Source organism: Egicoccus sp. AB-alg2, assembly GCF_041821065.1.
In the GTDB taxonomy this organism is placed as follows: domain Bacteria; phylum Actinomycetota; class Nitriliruptoria; order Nitriliruptorales; family Nitriliruptoraceae; genus Egicoccus.
This window is the reverse complement of sequence record NZ_JBGUAX010000020.1, coordinates 1-15,145: the sequence shown is the minus strand read 5'-3', so window position 1 is coordinate 15,145 and position 15,145 is coordinate 1. Positions and strand designations below refer to the sequence as shown.

At 72.5% G+C, this 15,145-nt stretch carries 17 protein-coding genes and 1 tRNA gene; all 18 read right to left on the bottom strand.

What is annotated here, in order from left to right:
- Positions 1–293: 293 nt before the first annotated feature.
- Positions 294–680 carry a 50S ribosomal protein L7/L12 gene (gene rplL, locus ACERM0_RS22560; RefSeq protein WP_373680853.1) on the bottom strand — a complete coding sequence of 129 codons (387 nt, stop codon included), beginning with the start codon at positions 678–680 and terminating at the stop codon, positions 294–296.
- A 67-nt stretch (positions 681–747) separates the two neighbouring features.
- The gene (rplJ, locus tag ACERM0_RS22555) at positions 748–1,440 is read right to left on the bottom strand and encodes a 50S ribosomal protein L10 (protein ID WP_373680852.1); all 693 of its coding nucleotides are present in this window, start codon (positions 1,438–1,440) and stop codon (positions 748–750) included.
- Between the two features lie 710 nt (positions 1,441–2,150).
- Positions 2,151–2,996, bottom strand: a complete 846-nt coding sequence (locus ACERM0_RS22550; protein WP_373680851.1) for a cytochrome c oxidase assembly protein — start codon at positions 2,994–2,996, stop codon at positions 2,151–2,153.
- Positions 2,993–3,373: a hypothetical protein gene (locus ACERM0_RS22545; RefSeq protein ID WP_373680850.1), complete on the bottom strand. Its 381-nt coding sequence runs from the start codon at positions 3,371–3,373 to the stop codon at positions 2,993–2,995. The genes ACERM0_RS22550 and ACERM0_RS22545 overlap by 4 nt, the downstream gene beginning before the upstream one ends.
- On the bottom strand, positions 3,370–4,023 hold the full coding sequence (locus ACERM0_RS22540; RefSeq protein WP_373680849.1) for a hypothetical protein: 654 nt from the start codon (positions 4,021–4,023) through the stop codon (positions 3,370–3,372). Before ACERM0_RS22540 ends, ACERM0_RS22545 begins: the two co-directional genes overlap by 4 nt.
- 2 nt (positions 4,024–4,025) lie before the next feature.
- Complete coding sequence (locus ACERM0_RS22535) at positions 4,026–5,966, bottom strand: cbb3-type cytochrome c oxidase subunit I (RefSeq protein ID WP_373680848.1); 1,941 nt, start codon at positions 5,964–5,966, stop codon at positions 4,026–4,028.
- A 61-nt stretch (positions 5,967–6,027) separates the two neighbouring features.
- Positions 6,028–7,272, bottom strand: a complete 1,245-nt coding sequence (gene coxB / locus ACERM0_RS22530; protein WP_373680847.1) for a cytochrome c oxidase subunit II — start codon at positions 7,270–7,272, stop codon at positions 6,028–6,030.
- Positions 7,269–8,630: a cytochrome b N-terminal domain-containing protein gene (locus ACERM0_RS22525; RefSeq protein WP_373680846.1), complete on the bottom strand. Its 1,362-nt coding sequence runs from the start codon at positions 8,628–8,630 to the stop codon at positions 7,269–7,271. The genes coxB and ACERM0_RS22525 overlap by 4 nt, the downstream gene beginning before the upstream one ends.
- Positions 8,627–9,469 (bottom strand): ubiquinol-cytochrome c reductase iron-sulfur subunit, encoded by an 843-nt coding sequence (locus ACERM0_RS22520; protein ID WP_373680845.1) that lies wholly within the window; start codon positions 9,467–9,469, stop codon positions 8,627–8,629. The genes ACERM0_RS22525 and ACERM0_RS22520 overlap by 4 nt, the downstream gene beginning before the upstream one ends.
- Before the next feature lie 7 nt (positions 9,470–9,476).
- On the bottom strand, positions 9,477–10,340 hold the full coding sequence (locus ACERM0_RS22515; RefSeq protein ID WP_373680844.1) for a c-type cytochrome: 864 nt from the start codon (positions 10,338–10,340) through the stop codon (positions 9,477–9,479).
- A 189-nt stretch (positions 10,341–10,529) separates the two neighbouring features.
- A complete protein-coding gene (gene rplA, locus ACERM0_RS22510) occupies positions 10,530–11,252 on the bottom strand; it encodes a 50S ribosomal protein L1 (protein ID WP_373680843.1) in 723 nt (240 codons plus the stop codon).
- Between the two features lie 74 nt (positions 11,253–11,326).
- Positions 11,327–11,752, bottom strand: coding sequence for a 50S ribosomal protein L11 (gene rplK, locus ACERM0_RS22505; RefSeq protein ID WP_373680842.1), 426 nt, complete (start codon positions 11,750–11,752; stop codon positions 11,327–11,329).
- A 161-nt stretch (positions 11,753–11,913) separates the two neighbouring features.
- Positions 11,914–13,107, bottom strand: coding sequence for a transcription termination/antitermination protein NusG (nusG, locus tag ACERM0_RS22500; protein WP_373680841.1), 1,194 nt, complete (start codon positions 13,105–13,107; stop codon positions 11,914–11,916).
- A gap of 26 nt (positions 13,108–13,133) precedes the next feature.
- The gene (gene secE / locus ACERM0_RS22495) at positions 13,134–13,409 is read right to left on the bottom strand and encodes a preprotein translocase subunit SecE (protein WP_373680840.1); all 276 of its coding nucleotides are present in this window, start codon (positions 13,407–13,409) and stop codon (positions 13,134–13,136) included.
- Positions 13,410–13,576: 167 nt separating this feature from the next.
- Positions 13,577–13,650 (bottom strand) — tRNA-Trp (locus tag ACERM0_RS22490).
- Between the two features lie 157 nt (positions 13,651–13,807).
- Positions 13,808–14,200, bottom strand: coding sequence for a MaoC/PaaZ C-terminal domain-containing protein (locus tag ACERM0_RS22485; protein ID WP_373680839.1), 393 nt, complete (start codon positions 14,198–14,200; stop codon positions 13,808–13,810).
- Positions 14,197–14,721 (bottom strand): MaoC family dehydratase N-terminal domain-containing protein, encoded by a 525-nt coding sequence (locus ACERM0_RS22480; RefSeq protein WP_373680838.1) that lies wholly within the window; start codon positions 14,719–14,721, stop codon positions 14,197–14,199. The genes ACERM0_RS22485 and ACERM0_RS22480 overlap by 4 nt, the downstream gene beginning before the upstream one ends.
- A 116-nt stretch (positions 14,722–14,837) precedes the next feature.
- Positions 14,838–15,002: a 50S ribosomal protein L33 gene (gene rpmG / locus ACERM0_RS22475; RefSeq protein WP_130648540.1), complete on the bottom strand. Its 165-nt coding sequence runs from the start codon at positions 15,000–15,002 to the stop codon at positions 14,838–14,840.
- Positions 15,003–15,145 lie beyond the last annotated feature (143 nt).

Below are 15,145 nucleotides of genomic sequence, written 5' to 3'. Positions count from 1 at the left end.
TCCGACACACGTCGACCACGCCAGCGGACGCGGCGCGGCGACATGGGAGATGGCGAGGACCTCGGTCAGCAGACGACGCCTCGAGCGCGAACGCGAGCGGGGCAGAAACGCAGGGCACACGGCAGCCGAGCAGTGTAGGCCCCGTGGTCGCGCTGCGTCAACACGAAAGTTCGCGTGCGCCGTTCGCACGGTCTGGGCGGAACGCCACCGCCGCCGGGGGCCCCGGCGGCGGTGCAGGGACGACGGACGCTCGGCTTGCAGCGGGAGCGTCCGTCGTCCCGTCGACGCGGAACTCAGGCGAGCTCGACGCTGGCGCCGGCCGCCTCGAGCTTGTCCTTGGCGTCGTTCGCGGCGTCCTTGTCGACGCCCTCGAGGACGGGCTTCGGGGCGCTCTCGACGAGCTCCTTGGCCTCCTTGAGACCCAGGTTCGTGAGGCCGCGGACCTCCTTGATGACCTGGATCTTCTTGTCCCCGGCCGAGGTCAGCACGACGTCGAAGGAGTCCTTCTCCTCCTCGGCCGCGGCCTCGCCACCGCCGGCGGCACCCGCAGCGGCGACGGCGACCGGCGCGGCAGCGGTGACCTCGAAGGTGTCCTCGAACTTCTTGACGAGCTCGCTCAGCTCCATGAGCGTGAGCTCCTTGAAGGCGTCGATGAGCTCGTCGGTGGTCAGCTTGGCCATGATGGTGTTCCTCTTGCTGTGGTCTGTTCGGAATCGTGCGAGCCGGCGCGCGTCCGGCGAAGCGGGATCAGGCCTCGGCGTCCTCGGCGGGCGCCGCAGCGGCCTCCTCGGCGGCGTCGGCGGCCTCGGTGGCCGGCGCGTCGTCGGCAGCCTCGGTGGCCGGCGCTCCGTCGGCAGCCTCGGCAGCCGCGGCGGTCTCGGCGCCGGCGGGCTCCTCGGCGGGGGCGTCGGCCGGCGCACCGGCGTAGCCGCCGGCGTCGATCAGGGCCTGCACGAGGCGGGCCTGCTGCTCGATCGGAGCCTTGAGCAGGCGCGCGGTGTTGGCCAGCGCGCCGTACATGAGGCCGGCGAGCTTGGCGAGCAGGTCCTCGCGGCTCTCCAACTCGGCGAGCCTGGTGGCCTCGGCCTCGGAGAGCACGGCGCCGTCGAGGTAGCCGCCACGGACGACGAGGTCCGGGTGGTCCTTGGCGAAGTCACGCAGCGCCTTGGCCGGACCCACCGGGTCCTCCTGGCAGAACACCAGGCCGGTCGGGCCGGTCAGCAGTTCCTCGAGGCCCTCGATGCCGGCGTCGGCCGCGGCGCGACGGGCGAGGGTGTTCTTGGCGACGCGCATCTCGGCGTTGGCCTCGCGCAGCTTCGCGCGCAGCTGGGCCAACTCCGTGACGCTGAGGCCGCGGTAATGGGTCAGCAGGGTCGCAGCGCTGTTCGACAGGCCCTCACGGACCTCGTCGACCACGGCGACCTTGTCGGGACGGGGCACGGGTTCCTCCGTCGTGGGTCGGTCCCGCCGGTGGAACACGCCTGGTCCGAGGCTCGCGACGACGCCGTGAGAACGAGAAAACCCCCTGGCGCACCGCGCGAGGGGGAGGACCACCGATCGCACGTCGTGACGGCGTCGGGGACATCGCACCTGCGCGGGACGCACGGGACGCTGGTTCGCTTGCGGCGTCGCCGTGACCTTCGGCCCTGACGGGCATCCGGCGGTCTTCGGCTTGAAGGGTGCGAAGCGTACCCCGCCACCGGCGCGGCGTCGAACGCGGGTCCTCGGCGCAGCGCCGAACGCGGGTCCTCGGCGCGGCGCCGAACGCGTCGCCCGACCGCTCCGGGGCTGTGGTGGTCGCCTGCGCAGGGGTCGCTTCGCACGCTCGCGGTGCGCGCCCTGAAGGCGCTCCGAGCCGGCCCGGAGCCCGACCGCTCCGGGGCTGTGGTGGTCGCCTGCGCAGGGGTCGCTTCGCTCGCTCCCGGTGCGCGCCCTGGGGGCGCTTCCGAGATAGCCCCTGCTACGGCGACCACCACACCCCTCCGCTCCCCCGTCGCGTCCCGTCGCGCGAGCCGGCAACCGTCGCGCCTCGCTGCCTGCCCGGGCGACCAGCCGCGACCGATGCGCGCAGCCGCGACCGCACCACCTCGTCGCGCCCGCCCCGACGCCGGCGATCGGACGCCGCCGACGGCCCCCGCGACGAGGTGTCGTCAGTGCCGGCCGGCCGCGCGCTCGCGGCGCTCGCGGGCCCGCAGCTCGGTGTCGGAGGCGTCGATCCAGGCGACGAAGAGCCGGATCGCGACGACGGCGTACACGAAGCTCGGCGGCACCCACATCAGCGCGCCGGCGAACTCCTGGTCCTCGAGCGCCGTCAGCCCGCCCGCGCCGGTGTAGACGGCGTAGAGGGACCGGTCGGCGAAGACGAGGAGCGCGCCCAGCACGCCGCCGGTGGCGATCAGCGCACCCAGGCACAGCGGCGCCAGCCCGCGCGAGCGGCGGTCACGGCGGGCGACCGCGACGATCTCGGACCAGAACCACACGCCCGTGCCCAGGAACGCGGCGTGCTCGAGCAGGTGGATCCCGGCATTCGAGACCGCGGCGTCGTAGAGCACCGGCGCGTGCCAGATCCAGGTCGCGAGGATGTGCACCACGGTGGCGAGCAGGACGGGGTGCGGGTCGCCGATGCCACGTCGCAGGCGCCGTGACCAGCGTGAGGCGCGTGCCAGGGCGTGGCGGCCGGCGGGGGGCAGGACCGGGCGGATCGTGCTGACCGGTTCGCCCAGGGCGAGCAGCGGCGCGGCCACGACCAGCAGCAGCAGGTGCTGGACCATGTGGACCCAGAACAGATGGGCGCTCCACGCGGCGATCGGCGTGACCAGGGCCAGCAGGCCCGCCGCGACACCGGCCAGGAACGCGGCCGTGCGCCGCGGTTGCGCCGGCGCGCCGCGCGCGTGGCGTCGCCCCCGCCCCCGCAGGTACAGCGCGCTGGTGCCGCCCAGCAACAGCAGGGCGGGGGCGTCGAACACCCAGGCGGCGTACCACGGATCGGGAGTCACAGGCAGCCGTCCTGGAACCAGGCCGGCAGCCCCTCGAACAGCGTGACCGCTCCGAAGAAGGTCGAGAAGAAGAACCCCAGCCAGCCGAGGTAGGTGTCACGGCGGGCGGTCGGGTCGCCGGGGTCGGCCTGCAGCGCCGCGTGGCCGGCCCGACCGACCTGGCTGGCCGACAGTGCGGCCCGGGCGCACAGCGCCACCATCAGCAGCGTCCAGGCGTGCCACGGCCAGTTGGTACCCCACCCGCACAGGCGCGGCACGAGCCAGTACACGCCCGCCAGGTGCATCCCCCACCAGATCGGGCCGCCGAAGACCGCGTCGAAGCGGCGGACGTTCGTGCGATGTTCCTGGCGGGGGGTCCCGCGCGTCATCAGGCTCATCCGCGGCTCCCCGGTCCGACCTGCGGCACGCCGACCCCGTCGGCGGTGTGGACCACGGGCAGCCAGTGCAGCAGCGCCAGCAGCGCCGCGCCGGCCAGCGCGGTGAAGAACACCATCAGCACGGTGTTGTCCAGCTCCAGCATCCGGTCCCGGTCGATCAGGCCGACCAGCCGTTGGCCGAGCGTCGCGCCGACCATCAGCAGCGCCACGGCGTGGTACGTGACGACGACGCCGGTGATGACCCAGTACAGCGAGGCGTAGACGTGGACGTCCCACCGGAACGGCAGCGCCCCCAGGTCGAGGACCAGCGGCACGATCGCGCCGACGAGCAAAGCGCCGGCGGCCAGCAGCGCGAGCGCGGTGTCGGGGCGGGCCTCCGCCAGGCACCGCCGCCGTGCGACGACGATCGCGACGCAAGCCCCGACGCTGGCCACGACCGACGCGACGCCGCGGCCCGCACCGGGAGGCGCGATGCCGTCGGGCGGCCAGGCCGGCTGCCCGCTGTGCAGGTACAGCGCGGCGGTCGCGAAGCCGGCCGTACCGACGGCCAGGACGATGATGGTCTGCAGCATCCCCCATGCGCCGACGGTCAGGCCGCGCAGGCCCTCGTCGGTGACCGGGTGCGCGGTACGGGAGCGGCGGGCGAACATCGTCACTCCACTCCCGGCCACAGCCACGCGGTGGTGGCCACGATGATCGCCCCGAGCCCGGCCAGACCGAGCGAGACCCCGTCGACGAGGACCCCGGTCAGTCCGATCACCAGCGCGAGCGTCAGCCACACCGGCCAGAACGAGTGGCCCGGCAGGCTGATGATGTGGTCGGGGTGGGCGTCGAGGCCGGTCGTGGCCAGGGTCTCGCGCAGGCGTTCGCGCGGGATGTCCAGTCGCGCCTGCCAGTCCGGCACCTCGACGTCCGGGTCTCCCGGCAGCCCGACCACCGACTCGCCGTCCCACATCGGCTCGGGGCTGGCGACCCGCATGGTGCCGAGGAAGTTGTAGTTGGGTGCCGGCGAGGTGGTCGCCCACTCGAGCGTGTCACCGCCCCACGGGTCGTCGGGGGCGGTCGGCGCCCCCCGGCGGTGCGCCCACAGCAGGTTCAGCGCGAACACCAGCATGCCCAGGCCCATCACGAACGAGCCGAGGCTGGAGACGAGGTTCCAGCCGTCCCAGCCCAGCCCCGCCTCGTAGGTCCAGATCCGGCGCGGCATGCCGACCAGACCGAGCCAGTGCTGCAGGAAGAAGGCGACGTTGAACCCGACGAAGTTGAGCGCGAACGCGACCTTCCCGGCGCCCTCGTGCATCATCCGGCCGGTCAGCTTGGGCAACCAGAAGTGCATGGCGGCCAGGATCGGGAACAGCGAGCCGCCGATCAGCACGTAGTGGAAGTGGGCGACCACGAAGTAGGTGTCGTGCGCCTGCAGGTCGAACGGGACCATCGCGACCATCACGCCGGTGATCCCGCCGGCGACGAAGACGAACACGAAGCCCACCACGTACAGCATGGCGGACGACCACCGGATCCGGCCCCACCACAGCGTGCCGATGAAGCACATGATCACCACCCCCGAGGGGATCGCGATCATCATCGACGCGGCCATGAACAGCGAGGTCCCCAGCAGCGGGATCCCGGTCGCGTACATGTGGTGCACCCACAGCCCGAACGACAGGATCCCGATCGAGACGGTCGCGGCGATGTAGGCGGTCCGCCCGGCGAGCCGCCGGCCGGCCGCGACCGTGACGATGGCCGCCGCCATCCCCACGGCCGGGATGAGCTGGATGTAGACCTCGGGGTGCCCGAACCACCAGAACAGGTGCTGCCACAGCAACGGGTCGCCCCCGCCGGTGGCATCGAAGAAGCGCGTGCCGATCTTGCGGTCGAGCTCCAGCAGGATCGTGCCCGCGACCAGCGGCGGGAACGCGAACAGGATCATCACGGCCGCCACCAGCGACGACCACACGAACACCGGGACGCGCCCGAGCGACATTCCCTGCGCCCGGAAGCGGGCGACCAGGGTGACGATCTCGGTCGCCCCGGCGATCGCCGACACCTCCAGCAGCGTCACGCCGAGCAGCCAGAAGTCCAGGCCCAGTCCCGGCGAGAACTCCGGACCGGTCAACGGCACGTACGCGAACCAGCCACCGTCGGGGATCGCGCCCGCGACGAAGCTCGACAACAGGAACAGCCCGGCCGCGAGGTAGGCCCAGTAGCTGAATGCGTTGACCCGCGGCATCGGCATGTCGCGCGCGCCGAGCTGCAGCGGCGCGACGTAGATCGTGAACCCCTTCAGCATCGGCACGACGAAGAGGAACATCATGATCGTGCCGTGCATCGTGAACAGCTGGTTGAAGCCGTCGGGTCCGACCACGTCGTTGTCGGGCTGGATCAGCTGCAGGCGCATGACCATCGCCAGCGCGCCACCGAGCAGCAGGAAGAAGAAGGCCGTGAAGACGAACCGGCGGCCGACCGCCTTGTGATTGCATTGGCCGACCCAGCCGAGGAAGCCCGGCTTGCTGGCCCAGACCTGGTCGAGCAGCTCGACGTCCTCGGGCGTGGCCGGCGTGTGCGCGCCCCCGGTGCCGGTCGTACTGCTCATGTCCGCTCCTCCGAGACCGCAGTCCGCCCCTCGAACCGCAACATGGCGCCGACACCGCCGCTCATGAGCCGCCTTCCATGCGTGCGGCGCCCTCGGCGCTGAAGGTCTCCAGGTAGTCGAGCAGCGCCTCGAGCTCCTCGTCGGACAGGACCGTCGGGGGCATCGGGTTGCCCGGCTTCACGCCCCACGGGTCGACGATGAGCCGGCCGAGCTGTTCACGCGTGTTGGGCACGATCCCGGCCGCCAGCGTGCGGCGGGACGCGAGGTGGCTCAGGTCCGGACCGATGGCGCCGATCGCGTTCGTGCCACGCACGGCGTGGCAGTCGGCACAGCCGGTCGCGAAGAAGAGCCGTTCGCCCTCGGCGGTCGTCTCGGTCACCTCGGCGCCGACCGGGGCCTGCTGTTGCTGCTCCACCCAGGTGTCGAAGGCCGCCGGCGACACCGCCTCGACGAACTTGACCATCTGTGCGTGCGCGATGCCGCAGTATTCCGCGCAGTGGCCGCGGAAGAACCCCTCCTCGGTGGCGGTGAAGGTCAGGTCGTTGACCGTGCCGGGGATCATGTCGACCTTGCCGTGCAGGCGTGGGATCCAGAAGCTGTGGATCACGTCGTCGGTGGTCAGCACCAGCCGGACCCGCTGGTCGGTCGGGATGACGATCTCGTTGGCCGTGACCACGTCGTGGTCGGGATAGACGACCTCCCACCAGAACATGTGCCCGACCACCTCGATGACGAGGTCACCGTCCTCGGCCACGTGCGCGGTACGGGCGCCGACCGTGGACGCCGCCACGAGCAGCACCAGCAGAATGATCGCGGGCAGGATGAGCCCGCCCCACCAGATCAGCCGGCTGCGCACCGGCGCGTCGCGGCGCGCCTCGGCGGCCAGGCCCGGATCGGCCGCCGCCAGGGGCTCGTCGACCAGCGCGGCCGGGGCCGTGTCCAACGGCCGGCTGGTGTCCGGCGGTTCGGACAGTACGAGGGATGGGTCCCCCTTCTCGCTCGCTGCGCTCGCTCGTTGCCCCCCATCCCGGCCGTGGACGCGGGTGCGGAGGTCGTCGAGGTGGGCGTCGCGGCGGGCGCGGCGGCGGGCACGCACCAACGGGACGGCCAGCAGCACCAGCACGGCGACGTAGACCAGCGTCCCCAGGGCCAGCGAGAACCACCACAGCCAGTTGATCTCGCCGGCCTCGGGCGACACGGGTGTCGTGATCGCATCCCGGGAGCCCTCGCCGCACGCCGCGAGGACCAGGGTGGCGGACGCCAGCACGGCCAGCGGTCGCAGGACCCGCACGTGGGCACGGCTCACGGCGAATCCTCCTGCTGCGGCGACGTGGGACGTACTGGTGCGGGCCGGCGGAAGGCCTCGGCCTCGGCGCGGGCCCGCGTGTGCGCCGCCTTCACCATCACCGCGGCCGCCAGCGCGGGGACGGCGACCAGGGCGACGCGGAACGCGACGACGACCGACTCGACCGGGGTCGCCAGCCAGAACGACAACACGTCGACCCCGGCCGCCAGGGTCAGCACCGCCCCGATGCCCGTGAAGGCCCCGACGGCACCGGCACGCAGCGGCACGTCGAGGATGCGGTCCACGGTGTGGTGGTCCGCGTCGTCACCCAGCAGCTTGCGCTCGAGGAACGGATACACCGCCAGCATCCCGATCAGGATTCCCGGCAGCACGGCGGCCGCGACGAACACGTTCGTGATCCGCATCCCCAGGAACGTCAGGTCGATGGCGGGCAGCACCCGGAGGGCACCGGTCGTGAAGAACAGCGGCCAGGCGGGATGCACCGAGTTGGTCGCCTCGGCCGGCACGAAGGGGCCGGCCAGTTCCCGGTCGGCCCACGGGATCAGGGCGGCACTCAACGTCAGCAGGGTGACGATCCCGGTCGTCAGCAGCGCGAACCGGGCGACGGCGTCGGGCCACAGCGGACGGCCGACGGCCACGCGGGTCACGTCGAGGTCGGGGCGCAGGTGCGTCGTCGGCGTGCGGCGGTGGACCAGACGCAGGTGCCAGTAGGTCAGCGCGGCGAAGCCCAGCGGCAGCAGCACGACGTGCAACGCCCACGCGCCGATCAGGATGCGGTCGCTGGGCAGTTCGGTGCCGATGACGATCGACGCGAGCGGCTCGCCCAGGAACGGGATCGAGGCCAGCACCGCCTCGGCGATCCGCAGGCTGGAGCTGGCCACGAGGGTGAACGGCAGCAACTCGCCGGTGTAGGCGAACCCGATCCCGAGCAGGAGCAGGAGGATGCCGAGGAGGTGGTTGCCCAGGCGCGGCCGGCGGAACTGGCCGGTCGCCATGACCCGCAGCAGATGCAGCACGATGGCGGCGAGGAACAGGTGTGACGCGGCGGTGTGCACCCGCTTGACGAACAGCCCGCCCGGGATGTCGGAACTGAGCCGGACGACCGAGGCGTAGGCGTGCGGCAGGGTGGCGCCGTCGTACAGCGTCGAGGACCCCGTGTAGGTCACCGGTGCCACCGAGGGCCGGTAGAACAGCGTCAGGAACACCCCGGTCACGAAGAGCACGAGGAAGCTCACCACGATCACGTGGCTGATCATGGGGCCGACACCGGTCGGCCAGACGCTGGGCCGGGGCGCAGACCTGCCGATCCGGCGGTCGAGCGCGTCGGCCAGGCTGGCGATGGGCGACCCGCGGCTCACAGCGTGCCTCCGACGGCGCCCGGCGGCGCCGAGAGGTCACCCGTTGCGACGAGGAAACCGTCGTCGTCGATCGCGAGCGGCAGCTGCGGCAGCGGGACCGACGCCGGGCCGAACGTGGGCTGTCCACCCCGCCGGGCGTCGAAGGTGGCCTGGTGGCAGGGACAGAACAGCGCCTGGTCGAAGTCGCGGTAGAGCGCGACCGCGCAGCCGGCGTGCGTGCACAGCCGGGAGTAGGCGATCAGCGTGTCGTCGGCGACCTCGTCGACCCGGGTGGGCGGCTCGGGCGGTTCGCGCAGGCGGATCAGCATGACCGCCGCCAGCTCGGTGCCCACGGCATCGGGTGGCCACACGGTGACGACGCCACCGGGGGGCACGTCCTCGGGCCGTACGGGCGACCCGTCGAGCTGGGTCAGTCGACCGCCGCCCGCCCAGGCGCTGGCGGCCGGGCGCCGGCTGCCGAACGCCAGCAGGCCGCCGGCTGCGCCGATCCCGAGCACGGCGGCGCCGGCCAGCGCGCCGCCGAACAGCCGGCGTCGACCGGCGAGCGGCACCACGTCGTCGGGCTCGGGGGGCCGCGGGACGGTGCGTTCGCCCTCGTCCTGGGTCACGACCACGTGGTGGAGGGCGACGCTGGCGGACCCGGCGGCGACCGCTGCGACCAGCGCGAGTACGGCGGTGTCCGCGTCCAGCACCCACAGCCCGAGCAGGACCACGAGCGCGACGCCGCACGCGGCGCTCCAGCCCAGCACCCAGCCGCGGCGGAAGTCGCCGGCGGCACGGCTAGGACCGGTCGGCTCGGTCGGCAACCGGCCGCCGGGTCGGCGCTCGGGGAGGCTCACGCGGGCGTCACCTCGGCTCGAAGGGGTCGGTGGTGTGGAAGCCCTCGGGCTCGGTCGTCGACCAGCGCCGCGCCCGCGCCACGACCAGCACGACCAGGCCGGCGGCCAGCGTCAGGGCGAGCATGAGCAGGGCGGAGCTGATCGCGTCGAGTTCCTGCAGTCCCCCGGCCGTGCGGGGCGCCTCGTCGACCACGGCGAGGTAGGCCACCATGTCGGCGATGGCCTGGTCGTCGAGAACGGCCTGCTCGAAGGCCGGCATCTCGAAGGGCCCGACACGGGTGCCCTGGTGGATGGCGATCGGGTCGAGGCCCGTCAGCGGTGGCACCTGGACGGCCGCGCCCGAGATGCCGCCGCTGGCCGCGGCCGCGTGGCAGGCCGCACAGTTGCGGACGTACAGCTCCTGGCCCCGTGACGCGTCGCCCTCGCCGACGGTCGGCAACTCCCCCGGCAGGTCGAAGCGCTCGCGCATGAACGCGACGACGGCCTCGCGCTGGGCGTCGTCGTAGTCGGTGATGCGGATGCCGTGCGACGGCGCCGGGATCGGCATGCGGCCCGTCCGCAGCGTCAGGTCGACGAAGTTCACGTCGACCTCGTCGATCGGCGGTCCCGCCAGGTCCCCCGGGCCGGGGCCACCCTCGCCACGGGTGCCGTGGCAGGCCGCACAGTGCGCCTGGAACAGGCCGGCACCGCGGGCCAGCACGTCGGCCTGCTGGTTGCGGGTGGGCTCGTCGGTCTGTGCGCCGGCACTGCCGCCGAACAGCGCCGCCCCGACGACGATCGCCGCCGCCACGAGGTTGCCGGGCCACACCCGACGTCGGCGTGACCTCGTCGCCGGGCGGTCCTGGCGCATCGAGCGGTCGGCTCCCTCCACGGCCCGAACGAGCCGTCCGGGTGTCAGGCGACCCTAGACGCGGGCTCGGCAGCGGGGGACTGACGATCCACTGAACGGCTGGACGGGCGGACACCTCCCCGGCGCGCCCCTCAACGGCTGGAGCCCGCCACCAGGGCGGGCTCCAGCAGGGATCCATCCGGCGCGGCCGACGACCGCGCGAGCCGGAGGTCAGGCCTCCTCGTCGGCCAGCAGGTCGCGGGACTTGGCGGGGTCCAGCGGCACCGCCGGGCTGGAGGAGGTCGAGACCGCGACGGTCTGCAGGTAGCGGCCCTTGGCGGCCGACGGCCGCTGGCGGATGATCTCCTCGAGCAGCGCGGCGTAGTTCTCCACGAGCTGCTCGACCGGGAACGAGGCCTTGCCCAACACGGTGTGGACGTTGCCGTTGCGGTCCGAGCGGTACTCGATGCGGCCCGCCTTGATCTCGCGGACGGCCTGGGCGACGTTCATCGTCACCGTGCCCGACTTCGGGTTCGGCATCAGGCCGCGGGGGCCCAGCGTCTTCCCGAGCCGACCGAGCTTGCCCATCATGTCGGGCGTGGCGATGACCGAGTCGATCTGGTCGAGCAGCTCACCGGAACCGAGCTGCTCGACGAGGTCGTCACCGCCGACGTGGTCGGCGCCCGCCTCGCGCGCCTCGGCCGCCTTGTCACCACCGGCCACCACCGCGACCCGGACGGTCTTGCCGATGCCGTGCGGCAGCGACACGGCGCCGCGGACCATCTGGTCCGCCTTGCGCGGGTCGATGCCCAGACGGAACGCGCAGTCGACCGTCGCGTCGTAGCCGGAGGAGTCGATCTCCTTGAGCAGCGCCAGGCCCGCCTTGGGGCCGTAGAGCCGGTCCGCGTCGATCTTCGCGACCGCCGCTGCGTACTTCTTGCCTCGCTTGGCCATGGGTCATGCACTCCTCGTGGTCAGACGACGGAGTTACGGCTCCGTCTCCCACGGTAGAAGGGTGTTCGAGCGGGTCAGCCCTCGACGGTGAGGCCCATCGAGCGGGCGGTGCCCTCGATGATCTTCATCGCGCCGTCGACGTCGACCGCGTTGAGGTCGGGCATCTTCTTCTCCGCGATCTCGCGGACCTGGTCACGGGAGACCTTGCCCACCTTGACCGTGTTGGGGGTGCCCGAGCCGCTCTGCAGCCCTGCGGCCTTCAGCAGCAGCTGGGCGGCCGGCGGGGTCTTCATGATGAAGGTGAAGGAACGGTCCTCGTAGACCGTGATCTCCACCGGGACGATGTCACCCTGCATCTGCTGGGTGCGCTCGTTGAACGCCTTGCAGAACTCCATGATGTTCACGGAGTGCTGACCGAGCGCCGGACCGACCGGCGGTGCGGGGTTGGCCTGACCGGCCGGGATCTGCAGCTTGATGAAGCCTGCGACCTTCTTCGCCATGGTTCTCGTTCTCCTCGCGTGGTCCGGCGGCCGCCGCGGCGGGCGGCCTCCCACGTGGTGTGCCCCGGGCGCGCGGCGCGGGGTCCTCGGTTCGCGCGGCGTCGGCCGCGACGTCTGGATGTCTGCGCCGGCCGGGCGGGCACGCCGCCGGCCGGCGTCCGCTACAGCTTCGCGACGTTGTCGAAGGGCAGCTCGAGCGGGGTCTCGCGACCGAACACGCTGACCAGCACCTTGAGCTTGGCCTGGTCGAGGTTGATCTCCGCGATGGTGCCGGTGAAGTCCGCGAACGGCCCGCCGGTGACGCGGACGGTCTCGCCGACCTCGAGGTCGATCTCGGCGACGACCTTCTCCGGCTGCGCCGGCGCGGCTTCGTCGGTCTCGACCACCTCGACGTACTCGTCGGGCAGCTTCAGGGTGTCGGCGACCTCGCGCAGCGGCAGCGGCACGGGGCGGGTGCCCGGCGAGCCGACGAACCCGGTCACCGCCGGGGTGTGGCGCACGATGCCCCAGACCTCGTCGTCCATCTCCATGCGCACGAGCACGTAGCCCGGCAGGAACTTCTTCTGCGACGTGGTCTTCTTGCCCTTCTTGTACTCGGTCACCTCTTCGGTCGGGATGTGCACCTCGTAGATGCGGTCCTCGGCCTCGAGCGCCTCCACGCGGCTGAGCAGGTTGTCCTTCACGCGCTGCTCGTAGCCGGCGTAGGTGTGCACGACGTACCAATCGCCGAGCAGGCGGTTGAGTTCCTTCTTGTCGCGCACGTCGGCCAGCGACCGCGGACGTCCGCGACGGACCGGGGCCTCGGTCTCCGCGGCACCGTCGGCGGACGCCACCGGCGCGTCGGTGGCCGCGACGGACCCGTCGCGCCCCGCGTCCGAGGCGACCGGGTCCTCGGCCGGGACGTCGACGGCGTCGACGGGCTGGCCGCCCGGATCCACGTCCTCGTCCCCAGCGGCGGCGGCATCGTCGCGCCCCGCGCTGGAGGCGATCCCGAGCAGGTCGTCGAGGTCGTCCGCGGCCAGCGAATCCTCGTCGGTGCCGGCGGCGTCCTCGGTGGTGCCGGGGGCGGTCTCCGTGGCGCCGACCGTGTCGAGTTCGCCGGGCGCCTCCTCGGCCTCGTCGACGGGGACGACGGCCTCGGCGACCGCGTCGAGGTCGGCGTGCGGGGCGAGCGGTTCGGCGATGCCGGGCAGGTCGTCGGCCACGGTCAGGCTCTCGTCGGCGGCCGGGACGTTGGCCGCGTTGTCGGCGTTGCTGGCCGAGCGCAGCTCGGCGTCGGCCGGGGCATCGGGTGCCTCGACCGGGGGCAGCTCCTCACGGACGGCGTCTTCGCCGTCGGGGCGCTCATCGGACATGCGGGCGTCGTCGGACACGGTTTCCTCTAACCCAGGGTGTTGATGACTGCGCGACGGAAGACCTCGTCCATCCCCCACACGATCGCGACCAGCACGAGGGTCACCACGAGGACGACCATCGTGTAGGACACGACCTCCTTGCGGTTGGGCCAGGCCACCTTGCGCAGCTCGCTGCGGACCTCCCGCAGGAACTGGCCCGGCGAGGTGCGCTCGCGGGTCTTCGGGGCCTCCTCGGCCGCGCTGACCTGGCCGGACGTGCGGCGCTCTTCACGGTCGGCGTTGCGCTTGGACTCGCGACTCATCTGTGGGACTCCTGCCCGAGAACGGTGGGCGAGGCAGGACGCGTCGTGGCACGAGTGCGCTGACGCGTCCGGGGTGTGCCCTCGCGCGCGCCCGAGCGGGTCGCGACGCGGCACGCGGGCCGGATGGGATGGACGCTGACGTGTCGACTTGCCGCGTCAGCGTGTCGCACGGGAGGAGGGACTTGAACCCCCAACCGCCGGTTTTGGAGACCGGTGCTCTGCCAAATTGAGCTACTCCCGTCCGTCCCCCAGCGGTGCTCGACGGATCGGGCCCTGACAAGGGAACGCTGCCTCACCGGGAGGCAGCGCCCACAGGGTAACCCCGACGACCGGTCCGCGACAACCGGCCCCTGCGGCGCCGCACGCAGGGCGCGGCGGGCAAGGCGTGGCAGGCGGGGTCACCGGCGGATCTTGCCCACGCCCTTCAGGATCTGATCGCCGTTCTCGTTGCGGCCCCACAACTGCACCGTGGCGATGTCGTCGTCGACGTTGGTGACGGTGCCGCCGAAGGTGGTGGTGGTGTGCAGCGGCCAGGGGCGCGTGAAGCGCACGTTGACCTCGGCGACCCGCTCGGGACCGCCGGCGAACTCGGTCAGCACACGCGAGGCGAGCCCCATGGCGTACATGCCGTGGGCGATGATCCCGCCGGTCGGGCTGACGTTGCCGGCGAACTCCGGGTCGTAGTGCAGCGGGTTCAGGTCCCCGGACGCGGCGGCGTAGGCGACCGACGTCGTCAGGTTGCAGCGTTGCGACACCTCGGGCAGCTGCGTCCCCACCTCGATGGCGCTCATGCCGCACCCTCCTCGGCCGCCCGGGCGGCGTCGTCGTCGGCAGCAGTCGCCGGCGCGGTGTCGTCGCGGGTGTCGGCCGCGGGTGCCGAGCCGAGGAAGACGATGACGGCCTTGGACAGCACCGCCCGGGTGTCGTCGTCGGCGAAGCGGCAGTCCACCTCGATGGTCATGAGCTCGTTGCTGCCCCGGACGGCGATGTCGGCGATGCGGGGTGTGCAGCTGAGCACGTCGCCCGGACGGATCGGCCGGCTGCCGAACTGGTAGGTCTGCGAGCCGTGCACCAGGGTCCAGTGCGCCCCGAGGTCGGGGTCCGCGAACGCGGCCTGGCCGCCCTTGGTGACGGTGAAGGCCGCGGCGAACGTGGGCGGTGCCACGCAGTCGTCGCCGTCGCTGTAATAGCGCGGGTCGCGCTCGCCGAGCGCCATGGCGTACTCGCGGATCTTCTCCCGCGACACCTCGTAGGTGTAGGGCGGGTAGCTGGTCCCGACCTTGTCCGGGTTGAGCGCCATCGGCTCCCTCATGTCGCGGTGGTCGCTGCGCCCGTCATCCTAGGCCGGTGAGCGGGCCGCTCCCGAAACGCCGCGACCCGCGGTCCGGGTACGGACACGCGGGTCGGGAGGCCTGCCGCCGGCGGGCGTCAGCGGGTCTCGCGGTGCACCTGGTGGGTGCGGCAGCGCGAGCAGAACTTGCGCAGCTCGATGCGCTCGCGCTGGTTCACGCGGTGCTTCGAGGTGATGTAGTTGCGCTCCTTGCACTCCGTGCAGGCGAGCGTCACCTTCGGACGGTTGTCGTTCTTGGGCATGGTGGTCGTCTCCTCCCCCGTCGCGGCCGTGTCGAATGCGTCTTCAGCCTCGGCCAGCGCCAGAGGACGGGGATGGTCGCGGGAACTGGTGCGCGAACGCGCTCACCGCCGGAGGGTACGGCCTCCGGCGGTGAGCTGCGAGC